The 23,956-nt window shown below is 65.3% G+C and carries 15 protein-coding genes and 1 other RNA gene; 2 read left to right on the forward strand and 14 right to left on the reverse strand.

The features are described from left to right. Window positions 1-6: 6 nt before the first annotated feature. Window positions 7-1,041, reverse strand: coding sequence for a class 1 fructose-bisphosphatase (locus RPC_RS14515; protein ID WP_011473342.1), 1,035 nt, complete (start codon window positions 1,039-1,041; stop codon window positions 7-9). A 368-nt stretch (window positions 1,042-1,409) separates the two neighbouring features. Continuing rightward, window positions 1,410-1,768, reverse strand: a transfer-messenger RNA (tmRNA) gene (gene ssrA, locus RPC_RS25515). Between the two features lie 60 nt (window positions 1,769-1,828). On the opposite strand from ssrA, the gene RPC_RS26510 reads away from it, so the two are divergent. Continuing rightward, on the forward strand, window positions 1,829-2,362 hold the full coding sequence (locus RPC_RS26510) for a hypothetical protein (RefSeq protein ID WP_167532077.1): 534 nt from the start codon (window positions 1,829-1,831) through the stop codon (window positions 2,360-2,362). Between the two features lie 110 nt (window positions 2,363-2,472). After that, window positions 2,473-2,814: a septal ring lytic transglycosylase RlpA family protein gene (locus RPC_RS14530; RefSeq protein WP_041802870.1), complete on the forward strand. Its 342-nt coding sequence runs from the start codon at window positions 2,473-2,475 to the stop codon at window positions 2,812-2,814. Window positions 2,815-2,931: 117 nt separating this feature from the next. Here RPC_RS14530 and RPC_RS14535 read toward each other — a convergent pair whose 3' ends face one another. The 12 genes from RPC_RS14535 to RPC_RS14590 all read right to left on the reverse strand — a co-directional run bounded on the left by RPC_RS14535 (window position 2,932) and on the right by RPC_RS14590 (window position 23,954). Then, on the reverse strand, window positions 2,932-3,336 hold the full coding sequence (locus RPC_RS14535) for a DUF4174 domain-containing protein (protein WP_011473346.1): 405 nt from the start codon (window positions 3,334-3,336) through the stop codon (window positions 2,932-2,934). 305 nt (window positions 3,337-3,641) lie between these two features. Continuing rightward, window positions 3,642-4,625, reverse strand: a complete 984-nt coding sequence (locus RPC_RS14540) for a FecR family protein (RefSeq protein ID WP_011473347.1) — start codon at window positions 4,623-4,625, stop codon at window positions 3,642-3,644. Between the two features lie 390 nt (window positions 4,626-5,015). Further along, window positions 5,016-5,558: an RNA polymerase sigma factor gene (locus tag RPC_RS14545; RefSeq protein WP_011473348.1), complete on the reverse strand. Its 543-nt coding sequence runs from the start codon at window positions 5,556-5,558 to the stop codon at window positions 5,016-5,018. Window positions 5,559-5,708: 150 nt separating this feature from the next. After that, window positions 5,709-6,416 (reverse strand): energy transducer TonB, encoded by a 708-nt coding sequence (locus RPC_RS25085; protein ID WP_011473349.1) that lies wholly within the window; start codon window positions 6,414-6,416, stop codon window positions 5,709-5,711. Then, complete coding sequence (locus RPC_RS14555) at window positions 6,413-7,093, reverse strand: STN domain-containing protein (protein ID WP_011473350.1); 681 nt, start codon at window positions 7,091-7,093, stop codon at window positions 6,413-6,415. Before RPC_RS14555 ends, RPC_RS25085 begins: the two co-directional genes overlap by 4 nt. A gap of 394 nt (window positions 7,094-7,487) precedes the next feature. Next, on the reverse strand, window positions 7,488-7,874 hold the full coding sequence (locus RPC_RS26830) for a hypothetical protein (RefSeq protein ID WP_415914711.1): 387 nt from the start codon (window positions 7,872-7,874) through the stop codon (window positions 7,488-7,490). A 38-nt stretch (window positions 7,875-7,912) separates the two neighbouring features. Then, window positions 7,913-8,701 carry a lytic transglycosylase domain-containing protein gene (locus tag RPC_RS14565; protein WP_011473352.1) on the reverse strand — a complete coding sequence of 263 codons (789 nt, stop codon included), beginning with the start codon at window positions 8,699-8,701 and terminating at the stop codon, window positions 7,913-7,915. A 7-nt stretch (window positions 8,702-8,708) separates the two neighbouring features. Further along, entirely contained in the window at window positions 8,709-9,188 is a 480-nt protein-coding gene (locus tag RPC_RS26245; RefSeq protein WP_011473353.1) for a hypothetical protein, read from the reverse strand. Then, window positions 9,178-21,588 (reverse strand): filamentous haemagglutinin family protein, encoded by a 12,411-nt coding sequence (locus tag RPC_RS14575; protein WP_415914844.1) that lies wholly within the window; start codon window positions 21,586-21,588, stop codon window positions 9,178-9,180. The genes RPC_RS26245 and RPC_RS14575 overlap by 11 nt, the downstream gene beginning before the upstream one ends. A gap of 163 nt (window positions 21,589-21,751) precedes the next feature. Beyond that, the gene (locus RPC_RS14580) at window positions 21,752-22,288 is read right to left on the reverse strand and encodes a YbjN domain-containing protein (RefSeq protein WP_011473355.1); all 537 of its coding nucleotides are present in this window, start codon (window positions 22,286-22,288) and stop codon (window positions 21,752-21,754) included. A gap of 20 nt (window positions 22,289-22,308) precedes the next feature. Further along, a complete protein-coding gene (locus RPC_RS14585; protein WP_011473356.1) occupies window positions 22,309-23,352 on the reverse strand; it encodes a peptidylprolyl isomerase in 1,044 nt (347 codons plus the stop codon). Next, window positions 23,349-23,954: a hypothetical protein gene (locus RPC_RS14590; protein WP_041801850.1), complete on the reverse strand. Its 606-nt coding sequence runs from the start codon at window positions 23,952-23,954 to the stop codon at window positions 23,349-23,351. The genes RPC_RS14585 and RPC_RS14590 overlap by 4 nt, the downstream gene beginning before the upstream one ends. Window positions 23,955-23,956 lie beyond the last annotated feature (2 nt).

Below are 23,956 nucleotides of genomic sequence, written 5' to 3' on the forward strand. Positions count from 1 at the left end.
GCTCTCTCAGACTCGGAACAGGCCGCGGTGCCCGAACAAGGGCGCGGTGATGGTCGCGGCCGCGGGGTCGTTATGCAGCAGTTCGATGCGCTGCACCTTGTCGACCGATCCCATGATCAGCGGCGCGCGCTGATGGATCGATTTGGCGGCGAGATCGAGCACGCGTTCGCGGCCGGTCGAGGCGCCGCCGCCGGCCTGTTCGATGATGAACGCCATCGGATGGCATTCGTAGAGCAGCCGCAGCCGGCCGTCGCCATAGCCCGGCCGGGAATCGCCCGGATACAGGAAGATGCCGCCGCGGGTCAGGATGCGATAGGCTTCGGCGACCAGCGAGCCGATCCAGCGCATGTTGAAGTCCTTGCTGCGCGGACCGTCGGCGCCGGCCAGGCACTCTTCGACGAAATCGCGCACCGGCTGTTCCCAGTGCCGATGGTTGGAGGCGTTGATGGCGAATTCGGCGGTGTGCTCGGGAATCTGCACCTGCTGGCGGATGCACTTGTAGGTGCGGTCGCGGCGATCCAGGGTGAAAATGTCGACGCCGTTGCCGAGCGTCAGCACCAGCGAGGTCTGCGGCCCGTACACCACGAAGCCGGCGGCGAGCTGGACGTTGCCCGGAGCGCTGAACGGCGCCTCGCCTTGCTTGTTCGGCACGATCGAAAAGATGGTGCCGACCGTCATGTTGGTATCGATGTTGGAGGAGCCGTCGAGCGGATCGAACGCCACCGAGATCGGCGCGCCGGGATCGCCCAGCACCAGCGTTTCGGATTCCTCGGAGGCCAATGCGGCGTAGGGGATTTTCTGCAACCCCGCCAAGATCATTTCGTCGCAGCGGACGTCGAGGTCTTTTTGCACGTCGCCGTCGGCGTTGCTCGAGCCCTGCGCTTCACCGGTGATGCCGGCGAGCGGACCGCGCCCGATCAGTTCCGAAATGTCGATCGACGCGGCGGCGATCGCGTCGATCGCGGCGGCAACAGCGAGTCGCAGCTTGTCGGTCCCTGCATACTCATTCGTGTGGCGCGACAGCGTCAGGCCTTGGTGCATGGTCATGTCCTCGGGATACGGCAGCGCAAGCGTCCGACCAACCAGGTCATTGTTGCTGGGGATGGATATGGACCGGATCGGTGAAATACCAGAATTTCATTATCTTCGTTACCGTCAAAGATTTTCTTATAGGAGGATGGGTTTCCGCGCCATCGGATTTGCAGCCGCCGGATCGACAAGTAACCGAAATTCGCGCGAAATAAGCCTATTGCCTGCCGATCGCAGCAATCTGCACGGTCGCAAGTAGCTGCCTTTGATCCAGCGCAAATCGCCGCGACGATCGCGGCGTTGCATACGAAACGCCACACCAAGACTCAGCAAGGCAGCTCGACAACGAAAAAGCCGCGCCGTCCGGTGAAGGACGACGCGGCCATGGCCGTTCTGTTGCTAGGTGGACCTACCCCGAACGGTTACGCCGCGAGGCGCACTTCGTTCATGCGAACGTTATCGTTTGCATTTAGGTTTTGACCCGATAACGGCGGTATCATGCCGGGAACAATTCAACACTTCTTCGCGGCCATCGATCCTGTTTCGCCCCCGCCGGAGCAGCTCGACAAAGTCCGTCGCACGGAATGAGAACTCGTAAAAACGAGATCTCGCATTGTCAGCTGCTCGGGTGGAGGCGCCGGGTACTGCCCCCGGGTCTGCCCGCAGTCCGCGTTGAGTTTCAGCGCCATCGTCTTGCGACCTGACCATTGTAGCCCAGATCGTCCGCGGTCACCACACAAAACCGTCCGGCGGCGCGCCGCCCTCGCCGACACCCGGTCGGCGGCAGATGACAGAACACATGGCCCGGACCGCCGAGGAAGATGATGCCGTGACCGGTGGGATTGCCGCTGTCCGATTTCAGCTTGTGGTTTGGAACCACGATCTTGGTGCCGATCTCCAGATGCGGGCGGCGCAGCGGGGCGTCCGGCCGCGGATTGGTGATGATGGCGACGTATTGGCCGTCGGCGATTTCATGGGAATCCGCCCAATAGGCGTCGGCCTCGCCGCAGCACGACACGGCGGGGAAATCCGGCTGCATCAGCGAACGGGACGACTCGCGAAGCTGCGGATCGCTGGCCTCCCATTGTCCGAGATCGCGCGCGGCCGCCGGGATCAGCCCGAAGGCGAGCCCGCCGGCACCGCGAGGCGCCTGCGCCAGCGCAGCACGCTGCGGCTCGGGCGCCCCGACCTCGAAGGCGCCACCAGCCCCTGCAGCCGCAGCGACATCCGCGTCAGCACCCCCCTGTCAGGCGTGGCGGCCCGCCTCGAAGCCGCCCGGCCCTGCTTGCACCGGCCATGCATAAGCCATTCCACGCCGGCCGCCGCAATTTAGCCAGCGTCATTGCGTCTGGTGCGCAATCCATTCGTGTGGAGGCGCACGAGCTCCCTTCATTCTTGCAGCACCGCTGCGAGTTGATCCGCCAACGACTGCAAAGTTCCACCATGACCAGGTCAGACACGATCTTTGCGGCAAGCATCGGCGCGGCCTTGCTTGCCGCCGGTCCTGCGGCGGCCGAAACCGGACGCGCCGCCTATTATCACGGCGGCCGCACCGCCAGCGGCGAGGTCAGCACCGCGCAAGCATTCACCGCGGCGCATCGCACGCTGCCGTTCGGCACCAAGGTCTTGGTCACCCACATCGGCAACGGCCGTTCGGTGGTGGTGCGGATCAATGACCGCGGGCCGTTCGGCCGCGGCCGGATCATCGATGTGTCGACCGCGGCGGCGCGCGAACTCGACATGATCGCCAGCGGCACCGCGATGGTGCGGATCGATCCGCAATAGCGCCCGGCCTCGCATGTGGAATTTACCCGACGCGTGGCCTCCTCGCCGCTTCAGCTCTGGTCATGGCGACGATCAGGGCTGAGATCACGGCACCCCAATGATCACCCTTTGGTCGAACTAGCGGGCGCGGCGCATCTCGTCCCGGCGCATGGGCATCGCGTCGACCTTCCCGAACAGATAGTCCGCGGACACTGGCTTATCGGACGAAATCGCCGTGTTGCCGTCCTTGCCGACGAGGAAGACCTGAAATCGCCTGCCGTCGGCATCGAGCCGGGACCGGATCTGGCGGGATCGCTCGCTCCCGTCCAGCGCTTCGCTAAGAACGATCGCACGCTCGGACATGCCCTTCGCGGCAGCGTTGTAGATCCGTCGTTGCTCCTCGGCCGCAGGGTCTCCGACGGGGGCGACGACGACCAACACCCGGCTCTTCCATAGAAACTGGTCGAGCGGCGCCGCCTTGCCTTCATTTGTCGTCATGATCGTCACCGTGAGAATCATCGTCGCAAGAGTTGGTAATGGCATTTTTACCTCTCACCACCTCCGGCCCGCGTGTCGTCAGCCTGGTTCTGGACGATAACCCCCGCGGACCACGAAGGATCCGTCGCCGCCGGCTTGCTCAGATTATCAAGCGATCGAAATCGGCAGGCAGCCGGCCCCGAGGCTGACCTCTTCGGACTCAGATGCTCTCCCCACGAAGGTTGACCGGAATCGTTTGCCGGCGAGATGGCGCCCGGCGCGCGCAGAACTTACCACCATCTCATCAGACAACTCAGGCGAGGCCTACCTCGCAACGAGTCAGGTATGCGCCGCACGCCGGTCGACCTGGCTTAGCTCAAAAGAACGAGGCCGCCGGGCAACGACGTGGCGCGGGCGCCGAACAACTGTTCGACCTGCGTGACGAACGAGTCGAGCTTGTTGATCTCGAAGTCGCCGTTGACAGCGCGCCATCTGAGCTCCGCGCCGACGATGACGATCTTGCCCGGCCGATAGCGGTTGACCTCCTCGACCACGGCGGCCAATGGACGATCGCGAAAGATCAGCAACCCGGATTGCCACGCGGTCACCTGGGCGGGGTCGACGTTCATCGATGGCCCAACCCCGGCGCTGGTATAGGAGAGCTGCTGGCCTTTGCCGATCCGGACGGACTGGCCGGAATGCTGAACGTCGACCGTTCCGTTCAGACAGGTCACCGAGACGGCCGCATCGAAGCAATGGGCGTTGAATTGGGCTTCGCTGGCTCCGATCTGTCCGCCGGCGGCGAGCACGACCAGCGGACCTGACGTTGGACGCAGCGCGTTGACGAGGACCTCGCCGGAAATCAGTTCGATGGTCGGCTGACCTTGCTGCGATCGCAGCGCGATGCTGGTCTGGGTGTTCAGTTCGAGCGATACCTCGGGCGTGACCTGGACCTTACGCTGCTCGCCTTTGGCGGTTCGGTAGTCGGCCGACAATTCCTGCAAAGACGGCCATAGGCCCAATGGCGGCTGGACGACCGCGTAGCCGGCGGCGGCCGCCACGGCGAGACCGCCCCCGAGGACGAAACGCCGACTTATCCGTCGGCGCCCTGCGGCGGCTTGCACGATGTGCGGCGCGGTCGAACGCGCCGTGAGCCGGCCAGCGACAATCCCCGCGTCCCGATGGATACGGGCGGCGCGCTTGAACGCGGCCTCGTGGGCGGCGCTCTGGCCCCGCCATTGTTCGAGTGCTTGCACGTCAGCCCGGGTCGGCTCGCCCGTCTTGAGACGGACGATCCACGCAATGGCCTCGTCGAGGAGCGGATCGGGCCCGGGCGTTTCAGGTGAGAGGGTCACAATTTTCGCTCATGAGCCGCGCAAGCCGCCGAAATCCCGCTCGGCGGCAGGGAGGCGTTCATCCCGTATAAGTGATTCTCGTCAACGGCGGTCACCGCTGCGGTTGGCCGTGAACTCCCCAAACCTCTGACGCGCTTCACGGCTATTCCCCTACGGCGGGCTGCAATGCCCTGCGCTATCCGGCCGCCGAGATCGCTTCCCGAAGTGCGCTGAGACAACCGATCGAACCCCGCGGCGGACGCGCCCTATTCAGTAGACAACTGGGGAGGGTCGATCACGAAAGAAAATATTGCAATCGTGGATATGGCCCCGAGAGCCGCGGTAATCGGCACGTGTCGAGTGTCTGTCCGTAGCGGCGATTGAAGCGGGCTGACCAGGGCGCAGGTACTGTCACACCCGCGGACGTGGACCTCCAAGGCGGGCAAGGAGCGGCCGGTTGAGGCTATGGGCGCAATGTTGTAGCGCTAGCTGATAGTCGGCAGCGATGGTGCGCACGCTGACCTCCAGGATCTCGGCGGTCTCTTGGGCGGTCTTGCCCTCCAGCGACATCAGACGGAGGACGTGACGCGGTCGCTCGGGAAGCTGCAGAAGTGCCCGCTCAAAGGCCTGAAAATCCGAGCGCGCCTCCGCGGTTCTTGCCGGATCCGGCATCTCGTCGGTCACATCGATCAGCGCCTCGATCTCGAACGGCGAGACGCGATAGCTCTGCGCCTTGCGGCGGTTCTTGGCGATATTGATGGCCGTGCGGAAAATATAGTCGGCAGGACTGCGGACCTCGGTGGTCTCCGGGACGCCGTCGAGCCGCACGAAGGTCTCGTGCAGGGCTTCATAGGCGAAATCCGACGATCCCAAGCGCCGCGTCAGGTGCTTGATCAGTTTATCGTAATTTTCGACAAGTTGCCGGCGCAGCTTGAGCCGATTGGTATCCGCCACGTTCGCGGGCCCCTACCTGGTACCACCTCGGGGCCTAGATTCCGAGGATCAACAGGTGGTAACGGCCCGGAACTACGGATTTATGACAATAGGAATGCGCCGCCATAGCTCCCCTGCCGCATTCGACCGTGCGGAGACGCGACTTTCCGGTCACGGCGGGTCGAAGCCGAGCGCCAATTCGATCTTGATCGGATCGGGCAAGGCCGAAGGAATAACCGGGAGCGGCTGGGCGCGGCGCAGCGTCTCAATCGCGGCCTGGTCGAGCACGACTTCGCCTGAGCTGGTCTTCACCCAGGCGCCCAGAAGCCTGCCGTCCCGGCTGACCGAGAACACCGCGCGAACCGTGCCTTGCAAGCGCTTGGGCTCGGCAGCCCTTGGGTATCGCTGAAACTGGGCGATGTGCCGCAGCAAGGCATTCCTGAATTCCAGCGTGGCAGGACTCGGCGCATGCGTGGTGGATGGCGGGCTCGTGCTTGGCACCGCCGGTTCGGAGACCGTTGGCGGCTCAGTCGGCAACGCGGCCAAGGTCTGGTTGGCCACGGCGGCTGGCGCTTCGGTCTGACCGCTGGTCGGACTTGGAACGCTGATGGCGGCCGATTGAGTGGCCGGAGTCACCGGGATCGGGATTGGATCCGGGCGCGGCAGCAGATGGACCTGGACGAGCGTGGTCGATTCCGGCGTGCCGCCGCCCGCTGCGACCTGGAGGCGAAGCCAGTAGACACCGCCGATAAACAACATCCCGACGATCGCCGGAAAGAGGATTAGCCGCAAAAGCTCGGTGGTCGGCGGCGGCTCAGGGTCATGGCCTTCCGGACCAATCGTCTCGGACGAGCGGTCGTGTCGCGCGGTGAACCTCATCGGGATGTTCTCACCACGATCACCGCGCGCACCGGCTGAGGGGCGTCCGCGGGAGTCGGTCGATTGATCGTCAGGCCTTGGATTGTGGAGGTGATGGCGGCGTCGCGCGCGGTATCATCCGTCGATTGCAACAGCGCGGCTCTTTTGACCATGCGGTCGGCATCGATCCACAGATCGAGGACCGCCCGATAATTGCCGGAGCTCGTTGTCGTGTTCTTCAGCAGCGCGCGCTGGATCTCGGCGCGGACGCTCTCGCTGTAGTCCTGGAATCGAGCGAGATCATTGGATTTGCCCGGTGCACGAACCCGCAGTTCACCGATCGACAGGTCGGCAGTCGCCAATGGATTAACCGGCGGCATATCCCTCGCGTCGGGCGCAACAAGCGTGATCGCGTCCGCCCGCGCGTGGCGGACTTCGAGGTCGGTGCCCGCCAGCAGGCGCTTGAGCGCCTCGTCCGGGGTGAACTGTCCCTGCACCGGCGCCGACTGCCGGCCGATCGCTGAGCGGCTTTCGTAAAGCACCTGAATGCCCACCTTTCGTCCATAGGCGTGCAAGGCGTTGGCGAGGGGCTGCGAAGCAATCGCAAACTCAATCGGCTGTGACGCCGATGGCTGTTCGGGCTCGGCCGCCTTGGCGACACAGATCAGCGCTCCGACCAAGGCGGCAACCGCCACCATCGCCCGCGTCCCGGTCGACCTCCGGGCCGCCGTGGGAAGAAGAGCCGCCATCGGCGCGCCAAGCTGCCGTTCCTGCGCTAGCATTCGTCAAATTCTCTTACACACACGTCGCGCGGGGTATCCGGACCGCATGGCTCGCCCGAAATGGCCTCGCCCGAAATGGCCATCGCGGAGCCACGGATTCATGCGAAGCCGGCCCATCACCGGTTCGAGCCAAGATCCTGTGATATAGTTTAATTGTAACAGATATCCATCCGCATCCCCGTGACCTCGCCCGTGGCCCGACCAAGGGCCCCCCAGACGACGACAAATGCCCCAAAAAAGATACCCGACCGGACCGCTTCGTGACCACTTAAGGCCGTGGTCTCGGCGGTTGTCTTGATCGGGCCGGCGCTTATCGTTGAGGGCCAAGCGGGGGCGTGTAAACGGGCGGCGGCGGTCGATACGGAATAACCGAGTGTCCGAAATTCTTGCCGTATTGCTGCTGCACGCCCGGTATGTTCACGACACCGGTCTTGGTGTCCGGCGAGCGCGCATCCAGCGGAGGGGTGTTTCCGATCGGATTGGTCTCATCGACTTTGCGTTTGAGCTGATCATTGAGACGTCCGAACGGGCTGCTATCCCCACCCTTGATATCAACGCCACTGCCTTTGGGGTCGGTGTTCTTCGGTGAGGGCGGGCGGACGGTGATTTGAGGCAGCAAAGTTTGCGCGTCGGCCCGCGCCGGCATCACGGCCAGCACTGCCACTGCGATCATGGCAAGGATCAGCGCGCGTATCAAACTCCCCGCTCCCGCCATTTGACTTGCAGCAGCTATCGTCACCGCGCCGCCCTCGCCTGCATCACGAGCGCGCCGAGCCGGGTGTTGAGTGCGGCAAGATCAACGCGGCCGACACGAGATTCCCCCAGGCACTTGCGTTTGCAACCGGTGCTTCCAGCCGCAGCCGCGCCGAAAGTCGCGACCGGAACAATTCCCGTCACCCGAAAGCCACGGGCAGCGAGTTTGCTGCGCACTGCGAGACAATAATTGACCGACAGAAACGAAAAGCGCGTCTCGCCGTGACCGGCGCGGTATTTCATCACGGCGGTACAGAGATCGCCGCCGGCCAGCCGCCAAGCCCGGGCAAGATAGGTCACGCCGTAATGAATGTTGGTGCTAGGCACCGCGAGATCGGCATTGCTTCCGGCAAAGCCGAGCATGCGGGCGGTGGACGGCAAGATCTGCATCAGGCCGATTTCGCCAACACCGCCGATCGCAGCAGGGTTGGAGCCGCTCTCCACCGCCATCACGGCTTCGGCGATCTCTGGTGCAAGCCCCGTTCCCGCGGTCTCCTTTTCGATCAGGGCGCGATAGCTCAGATGGCCGCCGAGGCCAGGCCGCGAAGCTGGCAGGTCTTTCGCGGTCTTGTCGTTGCTTTCGTCTTTTGTATTGGAAACGGCGTCGGCCGGGGCAGCTTTTGCTCGCTGCAGCGCATCGACCGTTGCGACGCGCCGATCGGATCGGGTCGAGGGCGGCAGCAGTTCGGCGAACGCCGGCCTTGGCAGGAGGATCGCCAGCGCAAGCAGGACGAACGTACAGATCGCATACCATCGATGACGCTTACTCATCGCCATCTCACTTGCCGCCTGCCGGCTGTTTTGGCCGAAGCGAAAGCCGCAAGCGCAAGGGCTGGAGCATGTCCGCTGGCGGGTTGCCGACATTGACACGGATCAGCAGCTGACGAAGCGAGACCGCGATCTCCTTGTCATCGAGGCCATCGAATTCGAGACGTTCGACTTTGCCGTCAGGTAGAACCCATGCCCGCGCCACGAACGTCAGCGGCGCTACATTCGGTCCGGCGTTACGCTTCGTCACGCCGTCTTGAAACGTGATGGCGTCCTTGTCGGCGTCGGCAAGCCGCTGTTCAAAGCGGCTTTGGAGTTGTTTGGCGAAGGCCTGCCACGCTACAGGTGCCGTTGCTGCGGAACGATAGCCGGCGTCCTGCGCGGCAGCGGACCATGTTCCTGCTGCGACGATGGCGACCGACCGAGTCAGCCAACCGAACGACCGGACGATCCGTTGCCACCAGGCTGTGCGACGACGGTTATTGTCCACGACGCCGGCGCTCCTCGTCGTCGTCCGTGCCTTGTGCCCCTCCGTAACCAATGATCTCGACGATCATGACCGAGCTTTGCCCGCTGCTGTTCGACTGCCCCGCCAGAGGGGGCTGCTGGGTGGCGCCGGCGATGTTGCCCGCGGCCGTCAACGCCGCGACGGGCGGCGCCTGCACGGTCTGGATGCCGGACGACGTGCCCTGCACCGCGATGTTGGCCGCATTGACGATCTGCAGCGCTGCGAGGTTGATGTTGCCGGAGACGCGGATGCCGGCCTCGCCCGCATCAATGGTACCGAGCGGCGCGATCAGGTCGATATCGCCGGCCTTGACTTCCGGGATCGGATTCAGCGTGGCGATGCCGGCACCGGCCGACGGCACCTGCGGCGACAAGGCAACGTTGCCGTAGATGTCGTAGACGCGCTTCGGCGGCGTATAGACCACCGTGGTCTTGGCGCCACGGCCGGCGTTGATATCGCCGGTGGCAGACCAGGCGACGATGTTGCCGCCGAAGGTGGTCATGATGCGCGACAGGCCGAGCAGCACGCTGCCCTGGCTGTAGATCTGGATATTGCCCGCCCCCTGCGTCACCAGGCCTGCGGTTGCCGGCGGCGCAAGACCTTCGACGCCGACCACCAGTTTGCCTGATGGCGTGAACATCTGGATGTCGCCACCGAACAAAGTCTGCACGCCGGATGCGCCGAACATGGTGATGCCGCCCGACGTCGCCGAAGCATCCGGGAACAACGCCGCGATCGCCTCGCGACCGCGCAGGTAGCTGCCGTAACGCGTGCTGGTGGCGTCGTTGTATTCGCGGCCGCCCGCCGTCAACTCGGCGAAATAGACCTTACGCAGGAAGATGGCCTGTTGCTCGGACGTCAGATCGGCGAACTTCGCGCGGGCCTCGCCGATAGTCTTGGCGACCTGCTCTGGCGACAGTTTGGCAAACTTCGCGCCGACCTCGTCAACGTCCTTATCGGTGAAGGCACGATCTTTGAGCCAGGCGACCAACTCCTTCTCGTAAGTCTTGGCGACCTTGCCGGAGCCGTCGAGCGGCGTCCCCTTCGGCAGCAGGTTGGCCGGATCGAGATAGCGTAGCAACGCCTGGTAGTTCGGCTCTGTCGCGCCGGTACCCGCCAGCATCGTGATGCTGGCGCCTGGACGGTGATCGCCGGCGACCACCGGGCCGACGGAGACGACGCCAGCCTTGTTGTCCATCTGGATGTTGCGGCCCGCGGTGATCTGCAGCGCGCCGGGACCGGCAACATTGAAGCTGCTGTAGATGATGTCGTGCCCGGCCTGCACCAGCGACAGATCGGTCTCGGCATTGTGCACGAACAGATTGCCGGTTGAGGAGAAGTAGGTATTGGAATTGGACCCCAGCCCGTCCTCGGTGGTCCCGATCGCGGTGCCGCTGCCGACGATGTCGCGGCCGGCCATCATGCGCACCGGGCCTGCGCCCTGATACCAGACCTGTCCGGCCCGCGTCGGATCATTCGCGGCGAAGCTGACGATGCGGCCGCTGCTGACGCCGACGAGATCGCCGTTGACGGCGTAGAACCGTGCCGGGTCGAGGGAGCCCCATTCCGTGCTGGCGGTGTTGGGCCCGAAGGCGAACAGCGGATAGATGCCCTGGCTCCAATCGGCCACGTTTCCGGCCGCAGACAGATTGCTGAATGCGCTGGCGCCTGTTGTCGGGTCGATCACGGTGAAAGCCGGATGGAACGGGGTCGCCAGCGACGCCGCCGAGGCGCTGGTCCGGGCCACGGTGTAGCCGCCCGCATAGATCGAGCCCGAGGCCAGGAATTCGAGCTTGGCGTTGGCCGAAGGCGCCAGCAGCAGCGGCGCGTAAACGTCCGAGATCAGGGCGGAGCGATCGGAGATCGCATTGCCGTAGTAGAAGCTGCCGCCGGCCGCGACGGCGGTGAGGATCGACGGATACATCATCGCCGAGTCGGTGGAAGGCACAAACGTGCCGAGGCTGATCGGCACCAGGTCGCCACCCGCCGAGAACAGGTGGATGGCGCTGTGGTCGGTCCAGAGCGAGAACCAGGTTTTGCCGCCGGCCGCGCCGTTGCGCCCATAGTCTGGCCCATAGGGTGCATCGATCATCGTGGTGACGCGGCCGGGATCGCTGGCGCCGGACACCACCAGATCGCTGCCGCTGTTCAGGGTGAAGGTGGAATCGCCGGGCGCCAGGAGCAAACCGCCGAAGGCCAAGCCCCGCGACGCATTGAATACGTCAAAGGCTCGGCTTTCGCGCGGCGACTGATCGATCGGCTGCACGCCATAGGTCGGGCTCACGATGCCCAGCGAGGCTGCGGCGATGCTGGTGTCGCCGCGCAAATTGGTGACGGTGCCGTTGAAGCTGGCGTCCTTGTACAGCGAGGCCGGATTGAGCTTGCCGCCGACCCGCAGATCGAGGTCGCCGCCGCCGGTCAGCGTCAGGCTGCCATCGGCGCCGACACGGCCGGTGCTGCCCACGGCCAGCACGAGACCTTGGGTGCGCTGGTTGCTGGTCTGATCCTGCGCGGATACACCATCCGATGCGACGACGTTCCTGCCCATCAGCGTGACGATGCCGGCATTGCCGCCGACATCGACGCGCAGATCACCGCCGCCCAGCGTGCCGAAACCGGTGAAGCCGATCAAGGTGTCGGCCCAGCCATTCCGCGCGACGTAACTGCCGAAATTGATCCACCAGGCGGTGGCCTGATCGGCGCCGCCGCCGAGCGTCGTGCCGGTGCCCTGCCGCCACAGCCAATTGCCGATGGAAGCACTGTTGTAACCGACGTCCTTAGGATTGGGCCGACCAACACCACTGGTGTAGACCGGCGGGGTCATCAGATTGCCGGTCAGATCGCCGCCCGCCTTGATGGTGAGATTGCCGCCGCCGGTCGGATACCAGGCGCGCGCCAGGCTGTCCGCCCCGCCATCGACGAATTTATCGTAGCCATGATTGGCGTCGCCAAGCACCGTGCCCGACGCGGTCTTGGCCCGCGGCAGATTGTAGGGATCGCTGCCGCTGGTCGTGGTCGATGACGTGCCGGCGGTGTAGACGCCGAACAGCGAGTTCATCTGCAGATTGCGCGCCGAGAGCAGATCGAGATCGGCGGCACCGGTGCGGACCACGCTGAAGCGCGTGCTGCCGGGAAGCAAGTCGAACGTGTCCTTGGCCGTGTTCAGGCAGTAGGAGGGCGTGCCGGCGCACAGGGAATCGACGGTGAGGCCGGGGATCAAACTGTCCAGAAACTTGTCGGTGATCACCGCGCCCACGACGATGCCGGGGATTCCTTGATTCGCGAGATCGTCGGCTGCGTACTGGGTCCAGGTAAAGACCGGCTTGACCACGCACCAGCCGGGATTGTCGGTGCACATGCCGATATAGCCGAGCGCGGCCTCGTCGACCGGCGCCCCCACAAAAATCGACGCGTTGTTGGGGTCACCCCAGCCGTCGACGCCTTCCTGCGTCCAGACCAGGGCGCCCCCCGGCTTGGACTTGCCGTAGAGGCCGTAGTGATGGTCGGCCAATCGCAGATCGCCATACGTCGCATGCGGATCGGTCAGGCGATTGTCGGCCGCCTGGGTATCGGCGCCGGCCACCAGCCGCATCGACCACGACTGCGAGCCCTCCGGCAGCATCGCCGCGACGCCATACATTTTGCCTGCGGCGCCGGGCCGCAACTCGACCGACGCCACGCCGTCCGGCAGTTTGATATCGGTCCCGGCCGGCAATACCGCCCCCATCGCAAGCGTGAGGTTGCCGTTCAGAAGGTACTGCGCAGTGGATACGCCCGGCAGCGGAACGCCTTTCGGCCAGACCATCGCCGCCAGGCTGGCGTTCACCGGCATCTTCCAGCCGGCATCGAACCGAGTCCCGACCGGCAGCTTCACGGCGGTCCCGATGATCGTGCCCGCAGCGTAGAGGATCGTGCCGCCGGCGTTGCGAATATTGGCGGTTATGACCATCCCCGGCGTCAAGTTCATCACGGCATTCAGCGCGCTGGCGACGGGGATCACCATGCCGGCGGAAAACAGACGCGCCCGGATCGGCAGATCGAAGTTCAGCGCCTTGGCGCCGAAGAAAACGGTGCCGGTGGCGAGCATCACGCCGGTGCGCGGAATGACGATATCGGCGCCGGTGAATTCCTTGCCGGGCAGCAGCAGCCAGCCAGTGTCATCCTGCGTCGCCGGCGGCGCGGCGAAGCCGTCGCTGATGCTGCCATAGATATTGAGATCGCCGCCGGCGCGCAGCGTCAGCGCGCCCGCTTCGCCAGATCCATCTCCGGCGATGCCGGTGAACTGGGAATGCGGATTGAGGCTGGCGTAGCGGTAGCCGGACAGATCGAGATCGCCCTGCACCACGAGATCGCCGTCCGCCGTCTTGCTGACCACCTCGACGCCCGGCCGCAGGTGGAAGACGTCGCGATAGGTCGCATTGTTGAGGCCGGCGAGCTTGCCGTTGACCAGCGTGGCGTTGACGCGCGCCGCATTGATGAAGTCGGTGCTTTCGTCGTGACGGTGTTTCAGCCAGGCCTGATCGATGTACTGATAGCGTCGGCCATTGGCCGCCGGATCCGCCGCGTATGGCGCGTCGTCGTAGCTGCGCATCGCATTGACGGCGATCGAGCGGGCACCCTGGATGTTCGGCATGCCGCCGACATCGATATCGATGTCGCCATAAGCCACGGCATCGAGGTCGGTGACGCTGCCGCTGCTGCCGATCCGCGGCGCGTTGAGCTCCAGCGTGCCGCGGGCGCGGCCGTCATTCTGTCCGGCGGCCGAACCAACGGACGCACTGGTGCCGTGCCGCAGATCGATCCGCGCGCCCTGCGCCAGCGTGAGCCGGCCATTGCCCGAACTGAGTTCGACGATCGCACGGTTCGGACTATCGATGATCTTGCCGTAGCTGTCGACGCGCAGCACGGTGCCGTGAGCATCGAGCACCGCCGATCCCGTCAGGGTCAGGCCGTTCTTCGCGGCAAGCCTGATAGTGCCGACGCTCTCGCCGCTGGCGTCGATGGTCCCGGCCACGGTGAGACGCCCGTTGTCGAGCGACACGTTGATCTCGCTGGCCTTCAGCTCGTTGCCGATGGTGAGGTCGCCCTGCTTGATCTGGAAGCTGCGCGCGCCAAACACGCCGCCGGCACTGAGCCGCGCATTGAGCGCGGCGAAATCGCCGAAGTTTTGCGCGCGCACGGTGGCGCTGCCGGCGCGATACGGCACCAGCGTGCCGCCGGCGTCATAGCGCCCGACGGTGGTGCCGAGGATCGCGCCCTGCAGATCGACCGTGCCCGCCGCGGCATCGAGCGCGATCGCGGTGAGGCTGCCGGCATTGTTGAAGCGCGCCGACAGGTCGATCACCGAGCCGGCCGCCTGGCGGATGTTGCCGTTGCTGCTGTCGAGCGTGACATCGCCGCCCCAGCTGTATTTCCTGACATCGTTGAACACCACCTCGCGGCCGCTCATATCGATCCGCGACGCCCCGGTCAGGGAAATGTCATTGGTCGCTTTCAGCGTCAGCTTGCCGCTCGGCAATACGATCGCGGTGTCGAGCGCGATGCTGTCGCCCTTCAACGTCAGCTGCGCGCCCAGCGTGTCGGTGGCGACCACGCCGGGCGTGCCCGCTCCGAGCAGCCGCAGCGCGCCGCCTGCGGTAATGCTGTTGACCGAGCCGCCCTCGCCGGTCACCAAAGGCGCCGCGATGGTGAGGTTGCCGCCGCTATAGCTGTAGCCCTGGCCGGCGACATAAGCGCCGCGCGACTGATAGACCGACAGGTTGCCCTGCTGGTTGGCGCTGACGCGGTCGGTCGCCGACAGATTGACATTGGCGAAGCCGAGCGCCAGCCGGCCATCGACATCATTTCCGGTCGGGCGCGAATTGGCGCCGTAACCGAACACGATGCGCTCGGCATCGATGTTCAACGTGCCGCTGCCGGTCCCGGCGCCGCCGGCGACGAGTTCGCCCGGCGCCAGCGTCGATCCGCGCCAGATGAAATTGCCGGTGCGGATGGTGGCGACATCGCCGGCGGCGCCGGCGCCGTAGATTGCCGGGGTGCCCAGCACCAGATTGGCCAGCGTCGATTTTCCGGTCGCGGGATCGACGGTGTCGAGCGTCACGCTGCCGAAGATGTTGACGGCATTGGACGCCGACAGCGTCAGCGTCTCGAGCCCGGGCGCGCCGTAGCGCGTATCGCCGCGCAGCAGGCGGTCGAGCAGCGCCTGGTTCATCGACAGCCCGCTCGGCAGGATGTTGCGCGCTGCCGCGTCAATCAGCACCGCGCTGTCGCCGAGATTGATCCGGCTGACCGACATCGTGAGATTGCGGGTGCCGTAGGCCACGGCATCGTTCATCTGGAACTGGTTCGGCGTGGCCAGCGCGATGGTGCCTTCGGAATAGATTTCGGTCTGGCCGCTGCAGTTGCCGCTGTCACAGACGCCGATGCGGACGCCGCTGGCCGTGACGGCATTCGCCGCAGCGGTGTTCGGCGCCAGAGTGAGCAGGCCGTTGGACACGATCACCTGGTTGCCGGTCGCGGCATAGACATAGCCGTCCCGCGAGTCATAGGCAGCAGCGCCTTTGCCGATGGTGTTGATACGTGCGCCCTGCTCGATGACGATGCCGCTTCCGGTTCGGGTGTTGTTGCTGTTGGCCATCAGAAAGACTTCGGGCGCCGCCAGCAGCGAGCCCGAACGCAGATAGATGAATTGCGTGGAGTCGGCGCTATCGACGAGCCGGCCGCCCTGCCCGTAAGTGACATATTGAATGCCGCCGACCACGATGCGCGACGCGCCGAGCGAATTGAGCATCGATGAATCGATCGACAATCCGGCGAAGCCGGCCGTCGCCGTACCGCCTTCCGCCACGATCTCGATATCGGAGCCGCCGCCGGAACTGGTCGCGACCATCACGGCGCCGCCATGGCCGCCCTTCGCCGCATCGAAACGCGCGCTGCCGTTGAAACGGAAGGCATTGATGCCGGCGCCGGGATTGAGATTCAGCAGCAGGCTGCGCGCATCGATCGGCAACATGGCCCGCGGCACGCCGCGCTTGACGGCATCGGCGACCACATAATTGGCGAAGCTGGTTTCGTTGTAGTTCGAATAGCTGCGCAGCACGGCGCCCGGCGTCACCACGATCCGGCTGAGGAGACTGTCTTTGATCGTCGTATTGGCAATGCCGAGCTGGCCCGAGGCGAGATAGGAACCGTTGCCGACAGCATGGGCGCCGGCGACAACAGCGCGCGATTGCTGCGCGCCGATCTCGATGCGGAACGCGCCGGGCAACAGCGCATAGGTCGCGGGCATCAACGTATAGGTGCCGGCCGGCAGCCCAGGCACGCTGCCGTCCAGGGTGATCTGGCGCCCGACAACCGGATCGTTCGCGCCGTTTTCCGACCCCACCGGGGCGTAGTTGCCCTTGAAGCCCGGCACGATCGCATAGACCGTATTGCCGGACGCGCTGAATCTGTTGCCGGGATTGGCGTTGGCGAATGCCGTCGTGCGAATATCGACCGAGCCACCGCGGCCGCTGATGAAGCCCGCGCCGGTGAGATCGCCACCGCCGGACAGATCCAGCACCGCGCCGGTTTCGACCACCGCGCTCTGTCCGCCCAAAGCAACACCGACTGTCAGCCCGCCGCTGCCGCCGACGAAGCTCGCACCGCCGGCGCCGATCAGCGTCACGTTCTTGCCGTTGTAGCTGTAGCTCAGACCGTCGATGGTGCCGCCATAGGGCATCACCAGCCCGCGACCGCTGACCGAGGTCAGGCTGCCCGCCAGCAGGGTGACACGGGTGGATTTGTTGTTGTCATAGCCGCCCGCTCCGATCGTCAGCTTGCCCAATGGCGCACGAACGACGCCGGCCTGCTCGACCACGGCCGCGGCCAGCGTCAGGTCGCCGAACACCGAATAGGGCACCGCCGGCGTCTCGGCCGAAATTGCCTCGATGCGCAGTGTCTGCGCCGGATCATAGCCGATCACAGCGTTCACGGTGTTTTGCCCGACCTGCACCTGCGCGACCGTGCCCGTCGTCGGATAGACCTGCGCCGCGCGCAGCGTGACGCTGCCGGGACTGAGCAGCGACGTGCTGATCAGACCGCCCATGGGCCGCACGCCCTGTACGAAGCGCAGATCGCCGGCGCTTGCCAGCCGCGTCTTGCCGAAGGTCAGATTGACGGTGTCGCGAATGTCGATCAGTTGCGCGGCGACGTCGAGCTGCACGTCGTAGCGTATCGGGTCGGCAGTGAAGACCGGTGTGCGCGATTTTTGGGGGTCCGGTTCCTTGTAGACGTAGTTGATCTGGCCGAGCCGGGCATAGGCGGCGGCCAGCGTGATCCGGGCATCCTGCGTACTGCCGGTCACCGGCATCATCATATCGCTGTAGAGGTTCAGGCTCTGCCCGACACGCAGGCTGACATTGCCGTCGAAACCGATGGCGCTGCTCATCACCGACAGATTGTCGAAGCCGCCACGCGCCACGGTGTCGGCACCGAGGCGCCCGTAACCATAGGCGAGGGCCGGATCGGCCGCACCGGCCTGCAGGTTGGCACCCAGCACCGAGCTACCCTGCCGATCGGCGAGAACGATCTGACGCAATGCCCGATAGGCCGGATCGGCCAGCGGAAGATTCACCAGGTCACCGCTGGTGATGCGGTATTCCGGCATCTGCAGCGCGACGTTCAGGCTGCCTCCTGCCGCCCCGGCTCCGCCGGCGCGGGCGATCATCGTACCGTCGAGGAACAATCCGTTATTGGAGACCAGCGAGATGCTGCCGCCATTGCTGGCGACGTCGACGCTGCCGAGACCGGCGACGTCCAGCGTCGCCGCGGTGCCGGAGGCGTCGAGCACCGCGCCGGGCCGCACCACGATGAAGTTGTTGGAGCTCGTCGCCTGCCCCAGCGCGCTATCGATCTCGCCACCGATCACGATGCTGCCGCCATTGGCGACAACGCCATAGCGTCCTCCGCCTGCATCGAGCGCGGTGGCGGCCTGTGCTGCCACATCGAGCCGGGCGCGCTCGCCGATCCAGATCGAACGGTTGTTGGTCGTGGCTGCAACCTTATCGACCTGGGACCCCACCAGATCGATGGTCTTGAGCGAGATGTTGCCGCCTGCCGCGTGCAGCGTGCCGTCGACCGTCAGTTGCCCGACACTGCTCAGGGCGATCGACTTGCCGGGATCGACACTGATCGCGGCCTTCGTGCCGACGGTGAGACCGACCGACGGCAACTCGCTTGCCGGCAACTGGCTGTTGCCGGCCTGCAGCGTCAGACTGGCCCCGCCGCGCTGCGTCAGCACGCCGGTCAGGCTGTCGGCCGTGTAAACCGGCGGCGTCCAGGCTTCGAGGCCCGCCGCCGTCGAATTCGCAAGGCGATAGACCGGCATCGTGACATCCACGATCGCACCGTCCGCCACCGTCACGCCGCGGTTGCCGATGATCGTGTAAGAGCCGAACCCCTTGGAAAAGAAATTCGCGGCCAGCGCCAGCGTACCCGCGCCGGTGATGTCGGACGCGGCCCCGATCGCGACGCGATCGGTCTGCAGAGTCAACGTGCCGCCGCCGTTCATGCCATAGCCGCGCACGTCGCCGGCAAGGGTCAGGTCACCCGTGGAATTCGTTCCGTTGAGATTGGCCTTGAGCGTGACGGAGCCGGCCCGGCCGCCCTGGATCTTGCCGGTGCTGAGCATTGCAGCGCCCGACGACACGTCGATCGCCGCGTTGTCTTCGACGACAACATCGCGGCTCGAACGCAGCGAGACCGAACCGCCATTGAGATAAGCCAGCACATTCGGATCCTGCCCCGGCGCGTCGAGGCCTTGCACGCCGCTGAGATCGAGCACGGCACCCGCGCGCACCGCGATCCGCGACATCCCGTTCGATGCAAGGTTGACAGTGCCCAGCAACGCGGACGTGAACACATTGGTCGCGTCGATCGAACCGCCCTGGGCCGTGATGTCGGCCTTGATCTCGACGATCGGCGCGATGAGACCGAGCGCGCCGCCCTTGGCGAGCGTGAGATCCCCGTCGATGGTAATGGTGCCGCGGGTGCCGATCTGCAGGCCGCCGAGCCCCTGTTCGGAAAGATGCCGGGCATCGAGCCACACGGTATTGGCGCGGCCGCTCGGCAGAACATCGGCAGCACCGAGCGCCGCCGTGACGAAGGAGACATCTCCGATCCGAACGTCGCTGTTATAGAGATCCGGCTGCCCGAGCGCGGTATATTGCCCGATCCCCACCGTACCGGCCACCGCTGCGGCGTTCTGCACCTGCTTGTAGCCGTCGGCGACATTGGCCGCGCGTGGGCTGTTCTGGCGCTCGCCGGCTATGACGTCGGCGATGATCTCGGCTTCGAACATCGCAGTCGGCGTGGACAGATTGAGGCGACCGGCGTCGCGGCCGACCGTGTAGCCCGGATCCCAATGCAAACTTTCCCGGCCACGCCCGAGTGGGCTCATCCACACCTCGGTAATGCCCCAGCGCTCGTGCTTGCGGATGAAGCCCTCGCCCAAGCCATAATACAGCATGTCGGCGGGGGCACTGGCGATGTTGTAGAGCCGGCCGTCGGCCCCGAGGAAGTTGCTGGTGCGGATGTTGCCGGCTTCATAGGTGATCGAGCCGCCAGAGACGTTGAACACCGATCCCCGCTGCGCCACCACCTCCGGGGCCGACAGCGTGATGGTGCCGCCAAGGGCGGTCCATTCGCCGATCTTATGCGCGGTGGTGTTGAGATAGCCGGAGACCTCCAGCAGCCCGCCCGGCGTGTAATAGCGGTCGCTGGCGTAGCCGCCGGTCTCCTTCGGCACCAAGACCAGGTCGCGCAAATCAATCCAGACGTTGGCATTCTTCAAATACGTGCTGTCGCGGTTGACCGGGCTGTCGCGCAGCTCATTGCCCTGGATGTTGACCTTGATGTTGTTGGCTGTCACCGGCAGCAGCACGCCGCGCACGCCAGAGACGTCGATGGTCGATCCACTCTCGGTGAAGATGCGTTGGCCCGCCGAGACCGCGACCTGGCCGCCCTGTGCGATGGTCAGCGAGCCGGACTTGAACAGCACATTCCCACCGGTGACGATCTCGATGCGCGACTGGTCGAGCCGGTCGGATAGCAGCGACAGGTTGTCGAACGGCGCGCTGCGCACCGGCAGATGCGCGACCTCACCGGAGGCCTTGATCAAGGCGTCGCGCTGCGCGTTCAGCGCGGTCTCGCTGCTGTCGAGTTCGGGGAGGATGTCGGTGAGGCTGGAAGCCCCCAAGGTGACGCTGCCCAGCCCATCTGTCGCGGAGTTCAGCAGATGGATAGTGCCTCGGGTGTTGACCGAGGTGGTCGATACCAGGACGCCGTGCTGCGCGATGGTGCGGCCGGCCAGCGTGATGTCGCCCTGCTGGGAGAAGATTAGGCCGTTATTGGTGACGCTGCCACTGAGGCTTCCAGCGCGGATAATCGGCGCGATCTCGCTGCCCTGGGTGGTGGAGGCCTGATTGCCATCGGTGCCGTAGCCGCGACGCAGGACAAAATCGTCGCCGGCCGCGAGCAGCGCCTGGCCCTTCGGCAGCAGCACCTGGCCGGCATTCTTCACCTCCTGGCCCAGCAGCATGACGAAGCCACCGCCCGCGGTGACCGATTTCGGTGCATGGGTCGCGATCCGCGCGCCCGCCTCGACGATCACCTTGCCGCCGGCGTCGGTGAAACTCGGCAGATAGCTGCCACCGGTCTGGGCCGAATAGAGGCCTCTGTTGCGGAACTGCTCGTCGGTGATCTTCGCTGCCGAGGCGACCAGCGCGCCGACATTGACCTGCGACGATCCGCCGAAAAGGATGCCGTTCTGGTTGATGACATAGACTTGGCCATCGGCATTGATCGAGCCCAGGATCTGGCTCGGGCCGGTGTCGCCCGTCACCCGGTTCAGCGCCACCCAGTCGCGGTTGCCCTGCTGGTTGAAAGTAAGCGCCGTCTCCTTGCCCACATTGAAGCTGCGCCAATTGAGAATAGCCCTGGACACCGTCTGCTCGACGGTGACCTGGACCTGACCGCCCGCTCGGGTCTCCGTCGGCAACCGCGCGCCCTGCCACAGCGAGGGGTCCTGCCTCACCCCCGGCGCCTCCTGCAGGCCACCGGGGGCAAGCCCGTTCGGCACCGCGCCCGGCGCAGCCTGGGCGGCGGCGCGGGCTGCGGCCTGGATTGACTGCATCGATTGCAGGGCTTGGGTGGCGCGCTCCAGCGATTGCTGTGCCTTCTGCGCCGCCTGCTGGGCCTGCTGCGCGGCCGCCCGCGCCGCATCCGTCGCGAGGTTGGGCGCCGAGACGATCGTGCCTTCGCCACTTCCCCCGCCGACCACAACGGCATGGGCGTTCGGCGCGGCCAGCATGATGGCAAGCGCGCTGCAGCCGGCCAGCAACATCTGGCGCGACACCGCCCGCGCCAGCACCGGCTTGCCGGGCGATACCGTCAAGCTTCGTTGGCGGCAACGACGCGACCGGGAGGCTTTGACATTCGCGGACATGGCTGGCGACTTTCGGAGCAAGTGGAGCAAACGGACGAGAGCGGATCGAGGAAGGACGCCGTTACGCCGCGCTGACAGACGACGCGGACTCGCCGGCGTCATCGCCTGGCGACGCGACCTTGGGCTGGTGGTTCAATGCGGCGCCAGGACTGGGCGTGTTGACGGGCGCTAGCTTGGGCAGTTCCTCGCGCAGATACGTGATCAGCTGCTGCACCAGGTGATCCCAGATCTCGATCTGGGCGCGCAGATGGTTGGGCGCGACGCCGCCGGCGACGCAGACGTCGAGCGAGAGCACGAGGAAAGGCTGGCTGAGCTGCAACCGTGCGAAGCGGCGGCTCGCATTCCAGCGGTTGACCAGATCGAGCGGCAGATCGCCCTGCACCTGAAGGATCGCGGTAAAAGCAATATCGACAAACTCCGCGCTGCCGTCAGCGAGCCGGTTGCCGGCACGGATATCGAATGCGAGCCCGTTGGTCGCCGAGCGCAGATACGCCACATTGGCGATCGGATCGGTCACCGTCTCGACCCGATAGCCGGCCTGTTGCAGCACCTCGCGCAAGCTGTCGAGGGATAGTTTGTCGATGTTGGTATCGGGCATGATGGTCTCCGAGCGATGCGTTATCGGGAGGGCTTGTCGAAGAGGTTCGACAGCGCGAGTTCGTTGAGAACCGGCGGATGCCTCTTGAGCAATTCTGTGAGGTAGGCTTGTCGCAGCATGGTCGCCCGCTCGGCGCGCATCTGCTGAATCAATTGATCGCGCACCTCCGGCAGGGTGCGGGTATAGGCCGCCTTGGTGTCGATGAGCTTGAGGATATGCCAGCCGTCGTCGAGCCGGACCGGATCGGAGATCGCGTTCTTGGCCATTCCCATCAGCTGGGCGCGGATTTCCGGACGGATCTGGTTTTCCGCAAGCCAGCCGAGATCGCCGCTATTCTTGCCGTCGTTTTCATTGGCGATCGCGGCAAAATCCGCACCGGGCGTTTTCAGCTGACGCTGGATCTCATTGAGGCTCTTATTGGCGTTGTCCTCGGTCGCCTTGTCGGCATCTTTGGGGGCGGCAACAAAAATCTGCGCCAGCTGGAACTGGCGCGGCACCAGCAGCGCACTGCGGTTGGCGTCGTAGACCTTTTGCAGCTCGTCCTCGCCCGGGAAGTTGGTCGGCGGCGTTGACGCGCTTTGCAGATAGAGTTCGACCAGCGCGCTCTCGCGCACCCGGTCGAGCTGCGCTGCGACGCTCTGTTGCTGGTCCCATTTTTTGGCGAGAAGCTCTTGCAACACTAGCCGATTGGCGAGCAGCATGCGCACGGCCTGGCTGAGCAAGGCCGGGTCCTGCGCGAGTGCGGCCTGGTCGCGCGGTCCCAGAGCTGCGACGTAGCTGCGAATGTCGTCTGCCGACACGTTGCTATTGCCGACCCGCGCGACGACGTCACCGCGGCCGGCCGCAGTTTTGCCCGTCGTCAGGTCCTGCGTGCCGGCAGCCGGTCCGGCTGGCGGCTGTGCGACCACGCCCGGATGCGCCGGCTTCGGCTTAGCGGGGGCCTGAGCCGGACGCAGCGACGTTGGCGGCGTCTGGCCGAGCGCGACTACCGGAACGCACAGCAGGGCCGCGGCAATCGCCGTGATGCGGCCAGGTCGCACCATCCGGGTGATGAGATCGTTCATGGTGTCACCTTCTGATCGAGCAATTTGTCACGACTCTCCTGGATCCGGTTCTGGATCTCGACACGCCGCAACCCAAGCACAGGCTCCCGGGCAACGATGGTGTCGCCGATGGTGACCTCTTGGTACTGCTGCAGCAATTCACCGCCGGCCTTGAACAGCTGGCCGTTCTTGGCGACGCAGTTCTTGGTGCTGGCCTTGTACGCCGCCGCCTGCCCCTCGAACTTCGCTCGCTCGGCGTCTTTGGTCCGCGCCACCGTCGCCGCCTCTTCGTAAGCCGCCTTCCATTTCTCAAGCGTTTCGTCGCGTTCGGCGAGGCGCTTGTTGAACTCCTCGATTGCCTCGCGGTGTTGTTTCTGAATGTCGCGAACCTCGGCCTTCGCAGCGTCGACCTGGGCTTTGGCAGCGGCTTTCTCGCGGTCGAACTCCGCGACCCTTGCTTGCAGCGCGGTGCGCTGGTCCTCCAGCTGGCGCGTCTGCGCGGTGGCGCTGCGCAACGCCTCGCGCAGCCGTTCGGTTTCGGTGTCGGCATAGGCCGTACTCGCCATCATGACGGCCGAGATCACGGCGAACGCCGCAAGATTGATATTGATACGTGGTGTCATGA

Origin of the sequence: Rhodopseudomonas palustris BisB18 (genome assembly GCF_000013745.1) — a bacterium.
Taxonomy (GTDB): Bacteria; Pseudomonadota; Alphaproteobacteria; order Rhizobiales; family Xanthobacteraceae; genus Rhodopseudomonas_A; species Rhodopseudomonas_A palustris_F.

Coding starts and splice junctions, on each gene's coding strand:
- RPC_RS25085 (WP_011473349.1), bottom strand. CDS start 6,416: ATGAGGTTCACCGCGCGACACGACCGCTCGTCCGAGACGATTGGTCCG.
- RPC_RS14580 (WP_011473355.1), bottom strand. CDS start 22,288: ATGCCCGATACCAACATCGACAAACTATCCCTCGACAGCTTGCGCGAG.
- RPC_RS14555 (WP_011473350.1), bottom strand. CDS start 7,093: ATGGTGGCGGTTGCCGCCTTGGTCGGAGCGCTGATCTGTGTCGCCAAG.
- RPC_RS14575 (WP_415914844.1), bottom strand. CDS start 21,588: ATGTTGCTGGCCGGCTGCAGCGCGCTTGCCATCATGCTGGCCGCGCCG.
- RPC_RS14565 (WP_011473352.1), bottom strand. CDS start 8,701: ATGAGTAAGCGTCATCGATGGTATGCGATCTGTACGTTCGTCCTGCTT.
- RPC_RS14515 (WP_011473342.1), bottom strand. CDS start 1,041: ATGCACCAAGGCCTGACGCTGTCGCGCCACACGAATGAGTATGCAGGG.
- RPC_RS14535 (WP_011473346.1), bottom strand. CDS start 3,336: ATGCCATTACCAACTCTTGCGACGATGATTCTCACGGTGACGATCATG.
- RPC_RS14530 (WP_041802870.1), top strand. CDS start 2,473: ATGACCAGGTCAGACACGATCTTTGCGGCAAGCATCGGCGCGGCCTTG.
- RPC_RS14585 (WP_011473356.1), bottom strand. CDS start 23,352: ATGAACGATCTCATCACCCGGATGGTGCGACCTGGCCGCATCACGGCG.
- RPC_RS26510 (WP_167532077.1), top strand. CDS start 1,829: ATGGCCCGGACCGCCGAGGAAGATGATGCCGTGACCGGTGGGATTGCC.
- RPC_RS14590 (WP_041801850.1), bottom strand. CDS start 23,954: ATGACACCACGTATCAATATCAATCTTGCGGCGTTCGCCGTGATCTCG.